Genomic DNA, 17,388 nt, shown 5'->3' with positions numbered 1-17,388 from the left:
AGCAGGGGGCATATTTGGGGGCATAAATCGGGATTTTCCGGTGCCCCCACGAAAAGTGCCCCCAATGCCCCTCACCAAGATCGAATGTGACCGCGCCGCTTGCCCAGCTGGCCGAACCTCTGTCCGCCTGGCTGATGAAAAGGGCATGTACATGGAAGTCACGCAGGCCGGGGGCAAGTACTGGCGCATGAAGTACCGCTACGGCGGCAAGGAAAAACGCCTGGCGTTGGGGGTGTATCCCGCTGTTTCCCTGGCACAGGCTCGCAAAGACCGCGACCAGGCACGCGAGGCCCTGGCCGCCGGCAATGACCCCGCCCAGCTCAAACGCGATGCCAAATTGACCAAGGCAGCGGGCGATACCAACACCTTCGAGTCAGTGGCCCGCCTATGGTGGGCACATTGGCGCGGCCCAAAGAGCGCCCGGCATGCCGACTACGTTTTGCGCCGGCTGGAGGCAGACGTGTTCCCGGCCTTCGGTGCACGCCCGGTGGCCAGCGTTACCGCACCCCAGCTTTTGGCGATGGCAAAGGCAATCGAGGCACGCGGGGCCGTGGACATTGCCAAGCGGTCCCTGCAGACGTGCGGGCAGATCATGCGCTACGCGGTGGCGCACGGCCTCATTGAACGTAACCCAGCCGCTGACGTGAAGCCCGCTGACGCCCTGAAACCGCACCGAAAAGAGAATTACGCCCGGCTCGATGCCCGCGAAATGCCCGAGCTGCTGCGCAAGATCGAGGCGTACCAGGGCAGCGTTTACACCCGCCTGGCCATGAAGTTGATTGCGCTGACCTTTGTGCGAACGGGCGAACTGATCGGGGCGCGGTGGGCAGAGTTCGACCTGGAGGCGGCTGAGTGGCGCATACCTGCAGAGCGCATGAAGATGCGCACCCCGCATATCGTGGCCCTGGCGCCGCAAACTGTGGAGGTGCTGCAGGCGCTGCAGACGGCCAGCGGCACCGGTGCGCTGCTGTTCCCCGGTGAGCGTGAACACGAAAAGCCTATGAGCAACAACACCATCCTGGCAGCGCTGAAGCGCATGGGGTACGCAGGCCGCATGACTGGTCACGGTTTCCGGGGGGTGGCGTCGACCATCCTCCACGAACAGGGCTACCCGCACCACATCATTGAGCTGCAGCTTGCGCACCAGGAGCGTGACGCGGTGTCGGCTGCATACAACCACGCAACCTACCTGGCGGAGCGCCGGGCCATGATGATCCAGTGGGCCAACCACCTGGACAAGCTGCGCAAGGGGGCAGACGTCATCAAGATCGGCCAGCGTGCAGCCTGAAACTGGCAATCTGGACGCGCACTCCGGTTGCTAATCTGGCAAAACACTGAGGACACTGAGGACAAACCAGAAAAAGCCAGTATCCATGCGGGTTTACAGGCTTAGAGGGACTGAGGACAAAGTGGGGACAAAGTGAGAACAAAGTGAGGACACTTTTATATGATGAAATTGTCTCTCTCTCTCTCTCTCTCATATTCATGCTGCCAGTCCCCTCACCGCCAGTCATGGGTCCTTCCAGCGCCCCTGCCCATACGGGGCGAAACGAGCGCGAAAAAGCGCTAGCAGTGCCCTTGGGGAAAAGTCCGGAAGCAAGTCCGAACGAATGGGAATTGGTCCGGTTGGATGATTGGACGCTCACTTCGCTTTCGATGCGAACCTTGACGGGCTGCAGCGAACCTCGCCGGAAATGAGCGCTGAAGGGCCCTCCTTGGCGCCATGCGTCCGGCGGATGTTCTCAATGTTGACCACTTGTCAAGGGTTCTGATTACGGTAGACTGTGATCTCAATGTCTGAAACAGCTGTTAAACGTTACGTCACTGTCGGCACCGTGCTGGCGGCAAATCGACGCGTCCAAGAAAATGGAACGGCGCGGCACGCTACCACTGGGATGTACCTTTCGAGTGGCAGGCGTGTGGTCAAGCCAACACGCGTAGAGCTTGAGGCTGCTGGCCGAAGGGCGCTTTCTTCCGAATTGACGAAGAAACGGGCCTGACGGTGCAAGGGGAGTCTGCAGCGCCAGCTGAGACCGTTGCCGTTCACAAGACCTATTCATCAATCGTGCAGGATCCGCACGACCTGGTGGGCTTGATTGCTTACTCACTCTACAAAAGACAAAAACTCGACTTTGTCGATGCACACCAATCAGAGCACGGCTGCAAACCCACGGCAGACGAGCTGAGGGTTTTCTACCAGCTGGTCAACATGCCTGACCAAATTGAAGCCTTGCGCACACGGTCCGCGACCTTGCTGGAGCAAGTTTCCGAAGTTGTCCTGGAAGAGGCTCTCCAAGAAATGCAAAAAGACTTCCAGGCCAGGCTGTTGTCTGAGCTCAAGACACCAAAGAATTTTTGGCGGGCCGTGGGTGAAAACGTTTTGGCCAACCTGGTCGCGGCCGGGCTGGTGACATTAGCCCTGGTGATGTTTTATCTCAGTCAAGTTGAGGTTGTTCCCGCGGTGGGGAACGCACTTGGCTATGAGGTAACGCCAAAGCCGCAAAAATAAGCACCCTGCCCGCAACGGGCACGCGTCTGCTTGTTATTTGACAGCCGCGCCAGTCCGCGACCATAATCCCCCCAAGCCAGCAATGGCCCGGTGCGTAAGAACACCTTTCAATGAGCGGCGCAACCTCCCCGACAGTGAGGTTTTGTCACGTCTGAATTAAGAATGCCCCGTCTTGGGACGTTCACGGTTTTGGGCGGGATGGCCAAAGCGGCAACGCCTGGCGCACGTCTTATTGCGTGTTCTTAACATCCCGTCCACCTTTTGCGCGTAAGAACGCAACTGGTGGTTTGAAGTCTCAATAAGGAGCATCGAACCATGACCAAGGTCATTCCCCTGGCACGCGCACGCGTCGCCCCCACAGTGCACGCGCTTGCACTTAACCCCGATCCCGCAGCCCACCAGGCAGCCATTGAGAACGCGCTATCCATGGCGCTGTACTTCATGCGCCAGCCGGGCAACACCAAGGCCGATTTGTGGGCCGCAACGGCTCGCACCAATCGCGCCCTGACCCTGATGAAGCAGGCTAGCACGGAAGTGAGGGGCTGAAGATGAGCACCACACAACGTAAACCTGTGCACGTCATGGGCTACCTAGCCAGCAACTGGGTGGGTGCAAACGATAAAAATCCGACGCTGATCCTGAACCCCGAGGCAACGCCTCTAGACATGCTGGCCTGGTGCTGGGCGGAGATCGTGGCCTTACAGGCAACTATGAATGCGATATCTGGCCGACAGTTCGAAATAGAACCCAGCGATTTGGAGGCAATTTTTCAGCACCGTATCACGCCCCTGGCAAGCGTCATGCGTGTTGCAGTAGACGAACTGATGGCTGCCCGTGACTCCGATGCGGAAGGGGTTTGAACGTGGACAAGCAAGAAAGCAAAGAACGTGCAGCAGAAACCACATCGCGTGCAACGCCTGCAAATTCGCCCCACCCATTTGGCCCGCGCGATGCGGCGCTGATCATCCGGCACGTGAAAGCCGCCCGTGCCGTGCTCCGAACCGTAGCGTTGGCTGTTGCAGCACAAATTGACGGATCAGTTGAATACGAGAACAACGACACGGAGCGCTGGCAGCCCGCAATAGATGCGGCGTGCGCAAAGTTGATGGTTGTGCGTGATGTGCTGATGGAGACTGGGGGTGCGCCCCCTACTGACTGGTTGACGCCACTTGGTTTGTTGGAGGCAATTGGTGCTGCTCTGTGGCATGGCAATTCCTGTGCGCCTTCGGAGGCGCTGGATATGGTCGAACTGGTGACCGTTGCACAGGTTGCGATTGATCTGCTCGATTCGATGATTCAGAGTTTCGAGGGCGAGGCGGTCGGGCATGCCTGAAAAATTCACGTTGCCAGTGAGCACGACGCAGGGCGTGTAGGTCGATCAGTCGATGATCGAATCAAGAACGCAGACAAGGCCGAAGTTGTCGCAATTTGCCCTATTTGCGACAACCTTTTTCTGCTGCAATGGACTCGCACGGAGGCGCTCGAATCCGTGTGAGTTCAAAGTCGTCTCAAGTTGCCCCTATTTGTCTCAGCTCATTTCAGTTGAAATCGATGTTCCACTTTTTTTAGGATCACAGCATGCAAACAAACCAAAATGCAGGCCCACAGACTGAGCGCCTTCTCAGACTGCCTGAGGTCGAATCCATTGTGGGGCTCAAAAAAACGAGCATCTACGAACGCGAGAAAAACGGAACTTTCCCTTCTCGGGTGAGGCTGTCATGCCGCACTGTTGGCTGGTCATCCTCGGCAATTAATGCGTGGGTAAATGAGCGCATCAATGCGGGCGGGAAGTGATGGGAAAAGCCGCGAGACGCAAGCGAGAAAACGCACAGCCAGACAACGTGCACAGTCACATTCAGGCTGAAGCCCGGCAAACCCGCGAAGGGCCGACCGCCACGCTGCGTGATGCAGATGAAACGCCGGCGCTTGCAGCCTTGCTGGGTGCGGCAAAAGAGGCCGTAGCAGTGGCCACACCGACGAAGTTTGAGTATGAAGGCCGCACGTACTGGCTGCGCTGCTCGATTGGCCTGGCGCGATTTGAAGTGTTCGACAGCCCCGCTACGGCCCGCCCACTGATCACCGGGCTGGGTGGCAGTACCACTAGTTTTGGGCATACGCCAGCGCATTGAATAGAACGCCTGCATGCAAAACAACGTCACGCCCGAGCTGATCCGTGCAGCTCTGGCATACATACCGGCCAACCTACCCCGCGATGACTGGGCGCGGCTGGGCATGGCGATCAAAAGCGAATTCCCAGACGGCACGGGGTTAGACCTGTTCTCCGACTGGAGCGCGTCAGCCGAAGGCTCCGACACAAAGGCCACGCGCAGCACTTGGCGAAGCATCAAGGCGGGCGGCGGCGTGGGCATTGGCACGCTGCTGCACCTGGCAAAAGAACACGGATTCGAGTTACCGAAGGGGGCGCAAACCGCTGCGAAGCCTGACCCAAAGGTGCTGGCCCGCCGTGAGCGTGACAGGGCGGAAAGTCAGCGGAACGAACAGGCCCGCATTGAAGCGGCACACGCCGACGCAGCCAGTGAAGCGGCGGCGCTGTGGGAAATGGCCGGCGAGACAGGCGACAGCCCCTACCTGACCCGCAAGGGCGTGCAGCCTCACGGCGTGCGCTTTGCGGCTGCCGGCTGGCTGCTGGTGCCCTTGCGTGATGCGGCGGGCAGCCTGTGCAACCTGCAACGCATTGCGCCTGCCACGCCTGCAGACGATGGCCCCGACAAGCTGTTTTTGAAGGGCGGGCGTAAGTCAGGTCTTTGGCACACGGTAGGTGATGTGGCCGCCGACGCTACTGAGCCTGCTGTGATGCTGGTGGCAGAGGGCTACGCAACAGCCGCGAGCGTGCATGAGGCCACGGGCTACCCGACCGCTGTAGCCTTTGATGCGGGCAACCTGCCACACGTGGCCAAGGCCCTGCGCAAGCTTTATCCCTCTGCACTGCTGGTTCTGTGCGGTGATGATGATGTGCAGACGTTTGCACGAACGGGCAACAACCCCGGACGAGACAAGGCCACGGCGGCGGCCCGTGCGGTGCGGGGGCTTGCTGTATTTCCAGAGCCTCTGCCTGACAATGGCAGCGACTTTAACGACCTGCACCAGGCGGCGGGGCTTGATGCCGTGCGGGCAATCATCCAAACCGCCATTGATGCACACCAGGCAGGCCAGCCACCCGCTCACGCTGCGCAAACTGACAGGACGGGCAAGCCCAGCCGGACGGCCCGCCAAGCCCCCAGCGCTGCAGACGCTGACAATGGCCGCGCTTTTGATGTGTTCGCAGTGAACGACCATGGCGTATGGCACGAGGGTATTGACCAGGACGGCAAGCGCAAGCCCCCCGAGTGGATATGCAGCCGCTTGAATGTGGAGGCCCTGACCCGTGACCAGGACGGCGGTGGCTGGGGTTACCTGTTGACTTTTGCCGACCCGCTGGGCAACCCGAAGCAATGGGCCATGCCCGCCCGAATGTTGTCTGGTGATGGCGGAGAATACCGTGCCACGCTTTTGAACATGGGGCTGCGCATTGCCACGACACCACGCGCACGCAACCTGCTCACGCAGTACATACAGACGCGCACGCCCGATGAATTTGCAAGCTGCACCGACCGCATCGGCTGGCATGGCCACGCCTTTGTGCTGCCCCGGGAAACCATCGGAGACGATGCAGAGCGCATCGTTTTTCAGACTGATAACGCCGTGGAAAACACTTTTCGAAGCAAGGGGACAGCCGAGGCGTGGCGCGACCGCGTGGGGGCGGTGTGTGCTGGTAATTCGCGTCTGGTGTTTGCAGTGGCCTGCGCCTTTGCGGGGCCGCTGCTACGCCCCGCTGGCATGGAAAGCGGTGGCTTTCATTACCGGGGCGACAGTTCAAGCGGCAAGACGACAGCATTGAAGCTGGCCGCGAGCGTGTACGGGGGCGCGAGCTACCTGCAGCGCTGGCGAAGTACCGACAACGCCCTGGAGGCGACGGCGGCACAGCACAGCGACTGCCTGCTTATCCTTGACGAGCTGGCGCAGATCGACCCCAAGACGGCGGGCGAATGCGCTTATATGCTGGCCAATGAACAGGGCAAGGCCCGAGCTACTCGCAACGGCACGCCACGTGCCCGGCAGGCTTGGCGGCTGCTCTTCCTGAGTGCTGGTGAGCTTGGCCTTGCCGACCATATGGCAGAGGGCATGAAGCGCACGCGCACTGGGCAGGAAGTGCGCATGGCCGACATTCCGGCAGATGCTGGCGCGGGCATGGGAGCTTTTGAGAATTTGCACGGGCATGAGGGCGGCGCAGCATTTGCCAAGCACATCACGTACCAGGCGCAAGCGGTTTACGGTGCGGCAGGCCGCGCTTGGCTGGCGTGGTTGTCGGCCCATGCAGAGACGCTCAAGGCCAGCACGCGTGCCGCATCGGACGCGCTGGCTTTGCAATTGATCCCCGAAGCCGCAAGCGGGCAGGTTGAGCGGGTGGGCGCACGGTTTGCCCTGGTGGGTGCGGCAGGCGAGCTGGCCACAGCGGCAGGCCTGACGGGCTGGCCAGTCGGCGAGAGTGAGCGGGCAGCCCGTGCCTGTTTCAATGCGTGGCTGGCGGCGCGTGGTGGCATTGGCAATGGTGAGGTGGTTGCCATGCTGCGGCAAGTGCGGCGCTTTCTGGAAACGCATGGTGAAGGCCGGTTTGCCATGTGGCACAGAGGCAGCGACGATCATGCACCCAAGACCTTGCAACGGGCCGGTGTGCGGCGCCTGTTGAATGCCAATGGCGAGCCGATAAAAACAAATGGCCAATTCGGGCAGGAATTCGGCGAAAAAATGCTACCCATTGACGGTGAGCGTCTGAGCCATGAATACTTTATTCTGGCCGAAGCCTTCAGGGTGGAAGTGTGCCAAGGATTCGAATACCAGGCGGTGTGCCGTGTGCTGCTAGATCATGGCTGCCTTATCCCTGACGCTGGCCGACCGTTCGACTGCAGGCCGCGCCTGCCTGGCGTGGGGCACGCGACGTGCTACCGCATCACGCCGGCCATTTTCAATCTTGATGTTTGAGCGATTCGAATCGACTCAACAGCAGGCCATGACCAGTGAACTACAGGCTATCGAATTTGCCACACGCTGCGCTGGCGGCCGCGATGGTGAAAGCGAGGCGCGGTGGCTGCGCAATGGCCTTGAGGCATGGCTGCGCGGTGGCTGTACCAAATCGCTTGAACGTTGCTTGCACCTGCCCAGCACTGAGGCAGAAAGAAAGCGCATGTTACGCAATTTTTGGATTGCAAAAGCTGCTGCTCAGATGCCCGCGTCGAGTGAATTCGCGCAGGCAAAAGAGCTGGAAAGAGAGTTCAATAATTTTCTATCGCGTGGGCCCTGGAGGGAGTGGCGAGATATTGGAGAGCCGCCCACCGAAGCGAGCAAGCTCAGGGCTGCCCTATTTCATATCGCACGCGAAAACCGATGCGGTCAATCGTTGTCATACAAAACGTTTTACAGAGTGCTGCGGGACGCCAATTGCAGTGGAAGTGTCCTCCACGATGCGTGATTCTTAGTTACCACGATTGGTGGTCCTATCTAAGGTTAAACATGGGAACTCTGAATTTATCGGGCGTTGTATCGCCCAGACTTCGACAACTTTTGACGACTGACCCGGCACACGAAAAGGAGCACCGATCTGTCGGTTATGACCAGGCCTATATGGCCAGCTATGACCATCACTACATGGAGGCCAAGCAGGCGGGAAAAAGCGACGGGCAGGCAATGGTAGATGCCGAAGCTTTGGCGCTGGGTGCCGAACAAGAGCGCGAGCGATTCCGCGGTATCGAGGCAGTTGCGGCCGACCTTGGTCCCGGCCACGCCTCACTAGTTCGCGCCATGAAGGCCGATGGCCGATACACGGGTGCGGACCTGGCCAAGGCAGCGGTGGCAATGCGTCAGCCAGAAAACTTTAGCGACGCAACCCTTGACCGTCTGAAAATTCAGCGCGAGGCGAAAGCGGATTGGGATTCGAACCCTGCGCTGCGCATGGCGTTTGATGAGAACCAGCGCGCATACACGGCTTTTCGTATCGTCACCGCCCAGCTGAAAGGATAGAGAAAATGCGACTCAAAATTCTTTCTCCGGTACATGCTTCAGGCTTGCTACTTCAACCTGGCGCAATGATTTCACTTCCAGATAGCGAGGCGCTGGCCTTGTTTCGCGCGAAGGCTGCAGAACCAGTTGGGCGTACCGCCATCGACTGCTGGGCTGCCCATGTTGCGTCTGATCTCGCTGCACAGAAGCGTCATGACGCGTGGATGGCAGAAGTGAACGAACGGGCGATTCCAAAAACAGAGTTTCTCGGGCGCGGGCCACGCGCTGGCCGGTACCCATCAACTTAAAAGGCTTCATATGTTTGATTTTGGAATTCTCAAAAAGTCTCTGGCCAACTATGGCGACACACTGAAGCGGCTGCAAGCCGAGATTGAGGCGCTACATCGTCAGCGTGAAGACGTGCTGTTTGCCCCTACTACGCGTGACGACGCGAGAGCTGCAATGGCCCAGTGGGTAACCTCTCAAGCGGCTGCATATCGCGCTTCGATTTCTGCCGGTGTGACCGAGCTGGCTCTTAATCGTGTGGCGCTTGAAGATCCTAAGCGCTTCGGGGAATTGGCCGCCCGCTTGCCCCTGGTTCATAAGCGGGTGTACGGGCCGGCAGACGGGCCTGTCGATCTAGCTATCTGCGCGCTGATGGGTGATGCCATGGTGAAGGCGTTTGACAGCGTGCTTGAACAAATGGAGTGGCCTAGCGGTGCGCTTTCTGTTGTTCAGCGCAAAAAGAAACTCGATGAGATCGACGCTCGCCTGGCTGAACTGGTTGAGAGCGAAAAACAAATGACCGCTGCTGCGTCCGATGCCGGGGTAAGCATCGATCTGGTGGCCTGATACAGCCCTGCCACAACGTGAATCGAACCACATGCCGAGAGTCGGTGCCCATAGGCGTGTGTACTTAGTACGGTAGTTCTAGGTCTTGATGGGTATCGACTGGCGCACGGCCACACCGGGCCGCTCGGGGCAGCTCGAGGCATTCGCTTCTTGCCGACGGTAACCTTTACGTCAAGGGGCAAGACAATGTGACGCTGCCAACTTTAATTGCCGGGCCGCCATGGGTGGCGGCGTGGCGGAGTCTCTTTCGCGCGAAAAATGCCATACATGATGCCAACTTCCACCAACAAAGAGGCGCTCCCGAAAGACTCAGCGGCTGCACTTGGCTGGGTCGGTTTTGGAGCGCCGCACTCCGATGGACTAGGCTGGAAAAATTTGTCTTCACTTGTCGCAGTGAATCAGGATGCACTGAGAACACGCAAACCCTTTATCCATGCGGTTGTCGCAGTGTCCTCACTTGTCGCAGTCAAAATATCGACACCCCGAGGCCGCCCCTAGCGGGGTCCTTGGAGCGCCACCTCCCACACGGGGCGAAACGAGCGCGAAAAAGCGCTAGCCGACCAGCTCAATAAATGTTGACAGACAGGTTGACATGCGCCGCATTCTGGACGGGTTTTCGACTTGACGACCCTCAGCGCACGGCGGCGGACAGAAGGTTTGTGGATAGGTTGACAGCTTGGCAGCTCGCTACGTGTGGGGGCACATTTGGGGGCATATTTCCACCCATACAATGACGACCTCCAGCATCCATGCGGGTTGCGGCCAATGATTAGTACGACACCCTCCCGCCAAAAACCGGCTTCACATCACCTCATCGTGTATCGACAAGCCCCTGAAAGCCCCGCCAGCCGGGGCTTTTTTGCGTCTGGCGAAAGTGGTGGTGCAAGCTCAATAGGCTGATGGGTATTGGAGCGAAGGCTAAACTCGCGGCCATGACTTCCGCTGTCCTTCTTCCTTCCCGCGACAGCCCGCATGTCGACCCGGATCTGGTGGCGCGAGACGACTGGGTAGAGGTCAAGCTGACGCGCAGTTTCATGCGCAATGGCCGGCTGGCCTTGCATTCGGCCTCGATGGTGATTCCGGTCTTCCTGGCGATTCTCTATAACGATGTCAACAACACCGCCCTGTTGTGCTGGGGACTGGCGGCGGTGGTGATGACGCTGGCGCGCTACCGGGTGATCAACATCTATCACCGCGCCTATGCCAATGCCGACGCCGCGCGGTTGCGCGAATTCATGGTGCGTTACAGCTGGACCTGGACCATGAGTGCCGCGATATGGGGCGCCTCCATGTTTCTTTACTTTCGCAAGGCGCCGGTGTACGACCAGTTCATCTGCCTGCTGGTGCTGGCCGGCATGGCCGGGTTCGCGGTGGGTGCCTTTTCCGCCTCCTGGCGCTGTTTTGTGGGCTACATCAATGGGCTGGTGGGCAGCACGCTGGTGGCCGTGATCTACAGCGTGGGGCTGGAGCGCCCGTTCACCGGAACGGTACAAACCTATAGCCTGGTGGTGTTGGTGCTGATTTACTGGGGCGCCATACGCATGGCGGGCAGGCGGTTTCACCAGGGGCAGCGCAAAACGCTGGAGCTGCAGTTCGCCAACAAGATCCTGATCGCGTCGCTGACTGAAAAAACCCGCACGGCACTGGAGGCGGTGCAAACCAAAAACCGATTCATGGCCAGTGCTGCGCACGATTTGCGCCAACCGGTGCATGCCCTGAGCCTGTATGCCGACTGGTTGCGGGCCGAGCCTGAACTGGTGGCGCAGATCACGCCGAAAATTGTGCAGTCCACGCGGGCAGTCAATGAGTTGTTCAATTCCCTGTTTGACCTGGCCAAGCTGGATTCGGGTGCCGTCGAGGTGGGTTGGCAGGCGGTGGAGCTGTCGGAGGTGGTCGCCGAACTGGAGCTGCAGTACGCCCCGATGGCTCGCGAAAAAGGTCTGCAACTGCGGACCCGTGTGGTGCAGGCCAGGGCGATATCGGACAGGGTGTTGCTCAAGCGTTTGCTGGGCAACCTGCTTTCCAATGCCGTACGGCATACGGTCAGGGGCGGCGTGTTGATTGCCGTGCGCCGCAGACGCAGTGGCCTGTGCATCGAAATTTGGGACACGGGCGTCGGGGTGGCGCCTGAGCACCAGCAGGCGATCTTTCAGGAGTTTTACCGGGTGACTGCGCACAACGGCACGGAAGAGGGCTTCGGTCTGGGCCTGTCGATTGTCTCGCGGCTTTGCGAGTCCTTGAATCACCCGCTGACCATGCATTCCCGGCCCGGCAAAGGCACGGTGTTCAGGCTGGTGCTGCAACCGTTTGATGACGCGGCGGGCGTGCCGCAGCCATCTGTTCAGCCGGTTTAGAGCAGGCCCTGCGTGCGGGCCAGGTGACTGGCTTGCGATCTGCTTTTGACATTGAGTCTGCGAAACAGGCGCCACAGATGCACCTTGACCGTGTGTTCGCTGATTTGCAGTTCGGCGGCAATGTCGCGGTTGCTCATGCCCTTGTCCAGCATCACCAGCAACTGTTTCTGGCGCTTGGAGAGCCTTTCGGGTTCGGGGCCGCCTTCGGAGTCGGGGCTGTCGTCCAGCAGGGTTTTCAGGACCCTGGAAATTTCGGTGGCACCGGCCGATTTTTCAATGTAGATGTCGGCGCCCGCTTCCAGTGACAACGCCTGATAGTCCTGAGCAGGCGCCGCAGACAGCACCACGATGGGCACTTCGGCAAACTGGTGGCGCAGCTCACGCACGCCGGAGACACCGTGGGTGTCGGGCAGCTTGAGGTCCAGGCAGACAAAGTCCGGGATGCCGTGTTGCTCCACCGCCGGGCCGACGGCGGCCAGCCGGTCCAGCTCAATCACGCTGGCCCTGCTGTGCAGGCGGCGGATCAACATGACCACGGCTTCCCGCATGAGGGGATGGTCGTCAATGACAAAAATGCGCATGGGCTGTTGTGAGGTGAGAGCCAGGGTGAGTTCGGCTTGACAAGTAAGCATACCCTTTGAGTGTCGGCTTGGTGCACCAAGGGCGCACATTAAGTTCGGAATTCATTCACAGCCGAACTATGTCAAAAGATGTCGTAATACTTAATACTTCCATGTAGCGTTTCAAATGCCCGCCAACTGGAAAGCGCCGTGCTTCGCCCGAACCGGCATCCCCCGTGCAATGGAAAGCGCAACCCGATTCGGTGTCGTGTGGCCTGCAAAAGCCCCGGACGGTCGTTTTACGGCGTGGCTGCACTCCATTGCTGCAGCGCCGCCGCGATGGCGTCGGCCGTGACCCCCGGCACGGGCTGCAGACTTTGCTGCAGGGTCGGCAGTGCAGCTTCCCCCTGAGCTTGCAGCAACGCAATCGCTTTGCCGGCGTCTTTGGGCGACTCGAAGCCATAGCTCTGCAGCAACAACTGCCCTTGGCCATCGAGCAGCTTGAAGTGAAATTTGCCGTCGGCTTCGCGGTATTGTTTGAAGACGGGCTCGCTGGTTTTGGTGGCTTTCGATTTGGCTGCTGCCGGCGCGGCCACCAGTTTTCGCAGGCCGACGGCCTGACGCAGTTCGCGGATGAACGGTGTGGCCAGCCGTCGCGCCTTGTCTGCGCCCGCCAGCAAACTGGCCTCGATCTTCGCGGGGTCCTGCATCAAGGCCTGGTAACGCGCGCGCATGGGCGCGACTTCCTGGTCAATACGTTCGAACAGCGTCTGTTTCGCGTCACCCCAGGCGATGCCCTCGGCAAAGGCCTGGCGCAGCGCGGCCGTTTCCGGCGCGCTGGCAAAGGCCTGGTAGATCTGGAACAGCGCCGAGCCTTCGGTGTCCTTGGGCTCGCCCGGTGCGCGCGAATCGGTCACGATGCCGGCAATCAGTTTCTTGAGCTGGTCGCGCGGCGTGAACAGCGGGATGGTGTTGTCATAACTCTTGCTCATCTTGCGGCCGTCCAGTCCCGGCAGCAGGGCGACCGATTCCTCGATCAAGGCCTGCGGAAGCACAAAGTGTTCACCGTAGAGATGGTTGAAACGCTGCGCCATGTCGCGCGCCATCTCGATGTGCTGGATCTGGTCGCGCCCGACCGGCACCTGGTGCGCTTTGAACATCAAAATGTCCGCACCCATCAGCACCGGGTACATGAAGAGGCCGGCGCTGACGTCGGCGTCCGGGTCGTTGCCGGCGGCGTTGTTTTTGTCAACCGAGGCCTTGTAGGCATGCGCGCGATTGAGCACGCCTTTGGCCGTCACGCAGGTCAGCAGCCAGGTCAGTTCGGGAATCTCCGGAATGTCCGACTGCCGGTAAAAGGTCACGCGCTCCGGGTCCAGACCGGCGGCCAGCCAGCTCGCGGCGATTTCAAGCGTGGACTGCTGAATGCGCGCCGGCTCGTCGCACTTGATCAGCGCATGGTAGTCGGCCAGAAAGTAAAAGCTTTCCGCGCCGGCGCCTTGGCTCGCGGCAACCGATGGCCGGATGGAGCCGACATAGTTGCCCAGGTGCGGCGTGCCAGTGGTGGTGATGCCGGTCAGGAAGCGCTGTGGCGCGGAGTTTTGTTTGTTTGTCATGATCATCATCGAACCAGCATGGCCAGCGGCATCAACACAATTTCAAGAAGGGCGTAAGACAAGGTCATCAGGGGCTTCATCCACCAGTCGGTCAACACACCGGCGATCACCAGCGCCATCACCACAAAAAAGCCCCAGGGCTCGATACGCGACACCAGCTCGGCCTGGCGCCAGGGCAGCAGGCCGACCAGCACGCGGCCACCGTCCAGGGGCGGCAGGGGAAACAGGTTGAAAACCATCATCACGATGTTGACCAGGATGCCAGCCTGGCACATCTTGATGAAAAATGGCTCCGTTACCGCAGCGCCCTGCAGCAGGTAAAAAGCGATGCCCCAGAACACCGCCTGGATCAAGTTGGCGCCCGGTCCGGCCAGCGCCACCCAGATCATGTCGCGCTTGGGGTTGCGCAGGTTGCCAAACTGGACCGGCACCGGTTTGGCATATCCGAATAAAAAGGCGCCCGAGGTGGCCAGATACAGCAGCAGTGGCATCGCGATGGTGCCCAGCGGGTCGATGTGTCTGACCGGGTTGAGGGTGACGCGACCCAGTGACCAGGCGGTGTTGTCGCCAAAGTAGCGCGCCACATAGCCGTGTGCGGCCTCGTGCACGGTGATGGCAAACAGCACGGGAAGCGCGTAGATGGCGACGGTCTGAATCAGATTGGCAAAGTCCATGCTGGCAATTGTCTCAGACTGGTCCCCACGCCTGGCCTGTCATTGCGGGCTTGACCCGCAATCCATGTGACGCGGACCTGAGGTGGTGGTTCATGTGGCATGGATCCCGGATCAGAGCCTGCCTCGGACTTGATCCGGGGTCCGGGATGACAAGACGACTCAGAGTCCCACAGTGGCCAGGTCACCGCGCCCCTGCCGCACCACGACCGGCTCGCCGCCCTGGCCCATGGCGGTCAGGTCAATCACCGTGGTCGGCGCCAGCGGGCAGGCGCCGGCGTCGATCACGGCGGCCAGTTCATGCTCAAGCTGCGCGCGGATGTCCTGCGCGTCGTTCAGCGGTTCGGTCTGCCCGCGCGGGATCAGCGTGGTGGCCAGCAGGGGCGCGCCGTGAATCTCCAGCAGGCACTGCAGGGTTTTGTGGTCGGGCACGCGCAGACCGATGGTCTTGCGCGACGGGTGGCTCAGGCGCCGCGGCACTTCCTTGCTGGCTTCAAGAATGAAGGTGTAGGGCCCCGGCGTGGCCGCCTTGATCAGGCGGAACTGCTTGTTGTCGACGCGCGCGTAATTGGCCAGTTCGCTGAGGTCACGGCACAGCAGGGTCAGGTGGTGTTTGTCATCCACACCGCGGATGCTGCGCAGCTTGTCGGCGGCGGTCTTGTCGTCCAGGTGGCAGACCAGCGCGTAGCTGGAGTCGGTGGGCACGGCCACAATGGCGCCACGCTCCAGCAGCGCTGCGGCCTGCCTGAGCAGTCGCACTTGCGGATTCTCGGGGTGGATGTCGAAAAACTGGGCCATGGCGGTGATGCTGGTTCAGGACTCGGCGGGCAGGACCCGAAACTCTTTGAGCGCGCGGCTTTCACGCGCCGTCAGCCAGGCCCCCAGCGCGCCGCAGATGGCAATCAGCAGCATGCCCAGCAGGGACCAGCCGTCCGGCACGTGCGAAAAAGCAATCCAGCCCCCGACCATCGCAAAGGCAATCTGCGCATAAAGGTAAGGCGTCAGGGTGGCGGCTGGTGCACGCATGTAGCCGAGGATCAGCAAGAAGTGCCCGACCGTGGCGGCCACACCCATCAGCACCAGCCAGCCCCACAGCGACCAGGCGGGCAGCGAGACCCAGACAAAGGGCAGCGCCAGCGCGGCCAGCACGGTGCCGACCCAGCCGGTGTACAGGTGCATGGTGATCGGGTCTTCGGTTTTGGCCAGTTTGCTGGTCAGCACCTGGAAGCCGGTGTTGGTGGCCACCATGCCCAGCGGCAGCAGCAGGGCCCAGGTAAAGTCCTCCCCGCCCGGCCGGATGATGGTCAGCGTGCCGACAAAACCGCCAACGACCAGCAACCAGCGCAAGGCCGAAACTTTTTCGCCGAGTGCGGTGGCCGCCAGCAGCGTGATCAACAGCGGCACGATGGCGCCGATGGCGGTGAACTCGGCCACCGGCATGTACTTGAGGCTCAAAAAGGCAAACAGGCTGCTCATCAGCAGCAGCAGGCCGCGCAGGCACTGGAACTTCGGGTGTGCGGTGCGCAGCACGCTCAGACCCCGCAGCGGCAACACCACGGCGGTGGTGGCCACCGCCTGGAAGAAGTAGCGAAACCACAACGCCATCAAGAGAGGCACGCTGGCGCTGACAAATTTGGTGGTGGTGTCCAGCGTCGCAAAACAGGCGACCGCCGCGATCACCAGCGCGATGCCCGCCAGCGCAGACGGCGTACGGCTCACTGGATACGGTCTTCCAGCAGCGCCCAGACGGGTGTCAGGTCGCCGGGCAGAAAGGGCAGGGTGCCCAGATCGGTGTGGCTTTCATCGGGGCTGTGGAAGTCGCTGCCGCGCGAGGCGGCCAGGCCAAACTCTTTGGCGGTTTCGGCGTATTTCACATACTCCTGCGTGGTGTGGCTGCCGGTGACCACTTCGACGCCTTGGCCGCCGTGGGTTTTGAACTCGGTGAACAGCGCGTATTCCTCATTGGGCGTGAACTTGTAGCGGCCCGGGTGCGCAATCACCGCCACCCCTTTGGCGCTGGTGATCCACTGGATGGCATCCCGCAGATTGGCCCAGCGGTGCGGCACATAACCGGGCTTGCCTTCGGTCAGGTATTTACGGAATACCTCGGAGGTTTCCCGGCAGACGCCGGACTCCACCAAAAAGCGGGCAAAGTGGGTGCGCGAGATCAGCTCCGGGTTGCCCACAAACTTGAGTGCGCCTTCATACGCGCCCTTGATGCCCACCTTGGCCAGGCCGTCCGACATTTCCATGGCGCGCTGCTCCCGGCCGCCGCGCGTGTCGTACAGGCCCTGCTTCATGGCCGCGTCGTCGGGGTCAAACCCGAGCCCGACAATGTGCACGGTCTCGTTGGCAAAGGTGACAGAAATTTCGGTACCGGTCAGGTAGTTCAGGCCCTGGGCTTTGGCGGCGGCAGCCGCGCGGTGCTGGCCGCCGACTTCGTCATGGTCGGTCAGGGCCCAGAGTTCGACACCGTTGCTTTTGGCGCGTTCGGCCAGCCCTTCCGGCGTCATGGTGCCGTCGGACACCACGGAGTGGCAATGCAGGTCGGCGTTCAGGATGTTTTTGGAGATCACTGACCCATTTTAGGCGGGATGCCTGTTCGCTGCTTGTCATCCCGGACTTGATCCGGGATTCATCTTTTGCTTCTTCGTACCGTTAGGTTAGCCATCACCTGTTGGCCGGGGGTTGCCCGGCGGCAAGTAACTTTCTTTTGCTTCGCCAAAAGAAAGTCACGGCGAATTCAAACCCCAAGTGCAACAGTCGGAATAA

19 protein-coding genes are annotated in these 17,388 nt (G+C 60.6%); 13 read left to right on the top strand and 6 right to left on the bottom strand.

Annotated features, from left to right (window positions below):
- Positions 1-64 precede the first annotated feature (64 nt).
- The 13 genes from ACH2CW_RS04925 (at position 65) to ACH2CW_RS04865 (ending at position 11,769) form a co-directional block, all read left to right on the top strand.
- Entirely contained in the window at positions 65-1,288 is a 1,224-nt protein-coding gene (locus tag ACH2CW_RS04925; RefSeq protein WP_395055728.1) for a tyrosine-type recombinase/integrase, read from the top strand.
- 777 nt (positions 1,289-2,065) lie between these two features.
- Positions 2,066-2,509, top strand: a complete 444-nt coding sequence (locus ACH2CW_RS04920) for a hypothetical protein (protein WP_395055727.1) — start codon at positions 2,066-2,068, stop codon at positions 2,507-2,509.
- Between the two features lie 315 nt (positions 2,510-2,824).
- On the top strand, positions 2,825-3,055 hold the full coding sequence (locus tag ACH2CW_RS04915) for a hypothetical protein (RefSeq protein WP_395055726.1): 231 nt from the start codon (positions 2,825-2,827) through the stop codon (positions 3,053-3,055).
- Positions 3,056-3,057: 2 nt separating this feature from the next.
- Positions 3,058-3,369, top strand: a complete 312-nt coding sequence (locus ACH2CW_RS04910) for a hypothetical protein (protein ID WP_395055725.1) — start codon at positions 3,058-3,060, stop codon at positions 3,367-3,369.
- Positions 3,370-3,371: 2 nt separating this feature from the next.
- The gene (locus ACH2CW_RS04905) at positions 3,372-3,842 is read left to right on the top strand and encodes a hypothetical protein (RefSeq protein ID WP_395055724.1); all 471 of its coding nucleotides are present in this window, start codon (positions 3,372-3,374) and stop codon (positions 3,840-3,842) included.
- 245 nt (positions 3,843-4,087) lie between these two features.
- A complete protein-coding gene (locus tag ACH2CW_RS04900; protein WP_395055723.1) occupies positions 4,088-4,303 on the top strand; it encodes a helix-turn-helix transcriptional regulator in 216 nt (71 codons plus the stop codon).
- A gap of 47 nt (positions 4,304-4,350) precedes the next feature.
- Positions 4,351-4,638, top strand: a complete 288-nt coding sequence (locus tag ACH2CW_RS04895) for a hypothetical protein (RefSeq protein ID WP_395055722.1) — start codon at positions 4,351-4,353, stop codon at positions 4,636-4,638.
- 13 nt (positions 4,639-4,651) lie between these two features.
- Positions 4,652-7,549 (top strand): DUF927 domain-containing protein, encoded by a 2,898-nt coding sequence (locus ACH2CW_RS04890; RefSeq protein WP_395055721.1) that lies wholly within the window; start codon positions 4,652-4,654, stop codon positions 7,547-7,549.
- Between the two features lie 28 nt (positions 7,550-7,577).
- Complete coding sequence (locus tag ACH2CW_RS04885) at positions 7,578-8,036, top strand: hypothetical protein (RefSeq protein ID WP_395055720.1); 459 nt, start codon at positions 7,578-7,580, stop codon at positions 8,034-8,036.
- Positions 8,037-8,077: 41 nt separating this feature from the next.
- Entirely contained in the window at positions 8,078-8,584 is a 507-nt protein-coding gene (locus ACH2CW_RS04880) for a hypothetical protein (protein WP_395055719.1), read from the top strand.
- Positions 8,585-8,589: 5 nt separating this feature from the next.
- The gene (locus tag ACH2CW_RS04875; protein ID WP_395055718.1) at positions 8,590-8,871 is read left to right on the top strand and encodes a hypothetical protein; all 282 of its coding nucleotides are present in this window, start codon (positions 8,590-8,592) and stop codon (positions 8,869-8,871) included.
- Between the two features lie 10 nt (positions 8,872-8,881).
- Complete coding sequence (locus tag ACH2CW_RS04870) at positions 8,882-9,415, top strand: hypothetical protein (RefSeq protein WP_395055717.1); 534 nt, start codon at positions 8,882-8,884, stop codon at positions 9,413-9,415.
- Positions 9,416-10,347: 932 nt separating this feature from the next.
- Positions 10,348-11,769: a sensor histidine kinase gene (locus tag ACH2CW_RS04865; protein ID WP_395055716.1), complete on the top strand. Its 1,422-nt coding sequence runs from the start codon at positions 10,348-10,350 to the stop codon at positions 11,767-11,769.
- On the opposite strand, the gene ACH2CW_RS04860 is transcribed toward ACH2CW_RS04865, so the two are convergent.
- From ACH2CW_RS04860 to ACH2CW_RS04835, 6 genes are all read right to left on the bottom strand, one after another.
- Entirely contained in the window at positions 11,766-12,350 is a 585-nt protein-coding gene (locus tag ACH2CW_RS04860; protein ID WP_395055715.1) for a LuxR C-terminal-related transcriptional regulator, read from the bottom strand. The two genes, ACH2CW_RS04865 and ACH2CW_RS04860, sit on opposite strands and share 4 nt — an antisense overlap.
- Positions 12,351-12,628: 278 nt before the next feature.
- Complete coding sequence (locus tag ACH2CW_RS04855; protein ID WP_395055714.1) at positions 12,629-13,945, bottom strand: tryptophan--tRNA ligase; 1,317 nt, start codon at positions 13,943-13,945, stop codon at positions 12,629-12,631.
- A 5-nt stretch (positions 13,946-13,950) separates the two neighbouring features.
- Positions 13,951-14,619 (bottom strand): site-2 protease family protein, encoded by a 669-nt coding sequence (locus ACH2CW_RS04850; RefSeq protein WP_395055713.1) that lies wholly within the window; start codon positions 14,617-14,619, stop codon positions 13,951-13,953.
- Between the two features lie 159 nt (positions 14,620-14,778).
- Positions 14,779-15,414, bottom strand: a complete 636-nt coding sequence (locus tag ACH2CW_RS04845; RefSeq protein WP_395055712.1) for an L-threonylcarbamoyladenylate synthase — start codon at positions 15,412-15,414, stop codon at positions 14,779-14,781.
- A gap of 15 nt (positions 15,415-15,429) precedes the next feature.
- Positions 15,430-16,335, bottom strand: a complete 906-nt coding sequence (locus ACH2CW_RS04840) for a DMT family transporter (RefSeq protein ID WP_395055711.1) — start codon at positions 16,333-16,335, stop codon at positions 15,430-15,432.
- On the bottom strand, positions 16,332-17,129 hold the full coding sequence (locus ACH2CW_RS04835; RefSeq protein ID WP_395056135.1) for a phosphatase: 798 nt from the start codon (positions 17,127-17,129) through the stop codon (positions 16,332-16,334). Before ACH2CW_RS04835 ends, ACH2CW_RS04840 begins: the two co-directional genes overlap by 4 nt.
- Between the last annotated feature and the right edge of the window lie 259 nt (positions 17,130-17,388).

The sequence above is a fragment of the Polaromonas sp. genome (assembly GCF_043778355.1).
Classification (GTDB): domain Bacteria; phylum Pseudomonadota; class Gammaproteobacteria; order Burkholderiales; family Burkholderiaceae_C; genus Polaromonas.
This window is presented reverse-complemented; position numbering and strand designations above follow the sequence as displayed.

Excerpts from the sequence above, each read along its gene's own strand:
- ACH2CW_RS04855 (WP_395055714.1), bottom strand. The coding sequence starts at position 13,945 with ATGACAAACAAACAAAACTCCGCGCCACAGCGCTTCCTGACCGGCATC.
- ACH2CW_RS04900 (WP_395055723.1), top strand. The coding sequence starts at position 4,088 with ATGCAAACAAACCAAAATGCAGGCCCACAGACTGAGCGCCTTCTCAGA.
- ACH2CW_RS04860 (WP_395055715.1), bottom strand. The coding sequence starts at position 12,350 with ATGCGCATTTTTGTCATTGACGACCATCCCCTCATGCGGGAAGCCGTG.
- ACH2CW_RS04850 (WP_395055713.1), bottom strand. The coding sequence starts at position 14,619 with ATGGACTTTGCCAATCTGATTCAGACCGTCGCCATCTACGCGCTTCCC.
- ACH2CW_RS04835 (WP_395056135.1), bottom strand. The coding sequence starts at position 17,129 with ATGACGCCGGAAGGGCTGGCCGAACGCGCCAAAAGCAACGGTGTCGAA.
- ACH2CW_RS04865 (WP_395055716.1), top strand. The coding sequence starts at position 10,348 with ATGACTTCCGCTGTCCTTCTTCCTTCCCGCGACAGCCCGCATGTCGAC.
- ACH2CW_RS04845 (WP_395055712.1), bottom strand. The coding sequence starts at position 15,414 with ATGGCCCAGTTTTTCGACATCCACCCCGAGAATCCGCAAGTGCGACTG.
- ACH2CW_RS04885 (WP_395055720.1), top strand. The coding sequence starts at position 7,578 with ATGACCAGTGAACTACAGGCTATCGAATTTGCCACACGCTGCGCTGGC.
- ACH2CW_RS04925 (WP_395055728.1), top strand. The coding sequence starts at position 65 with ATGCCCCTCACCAAGATCGAATGTGACCGCGCCGCTTGCCCAGCTGGC.
- ACH2CW_RS04870 (WP_395055717.1), top strand. The coding sequence starts at position 8,882 with ATGTTTGATTTTGGAATTCTCAAAAAGTCTCTGGCCAACTATGGCGAC.
- ACH2CW_RS04890 (WP_395055721.1), top strand. The coding sequence starts at position 4,652 with ATGCAAAACAACGTCACGCCCGAGCTGATCCGTGCAGCTCTGGCATAC.
- ACH2CW_RS04915 (WP_395055726.1), top strand. The coding sequence starts at position 2,825 with ATGACCAAGGTCATTCCCCTGGCACGCGCACGCGTCGCCCCCACAGTG.
- ACH2CW_RS04880 (WP_395055719.1), top strand. The coding sequence starts at position 8,078 with ATGGGAACTCTGAATTTATCGGGCGTTGTATCGCCCAGACTTCGACAA.
- ACH2CW_RS04875 (WP_395055718.1), top strand. The coding sequence starts at position 8,590 with ATGCGACTCAAAATTCTTTCTCCGGTACATGCTTCAGGCTTGCTACTT.
- ACH2CW_RS04910 (WP_395055725.1), top strand. The coding sequence starts at position 3,058 with ATGAGCACCACACAACGTAAACCTGTGCACGTCATGGGCTACCTAGCC.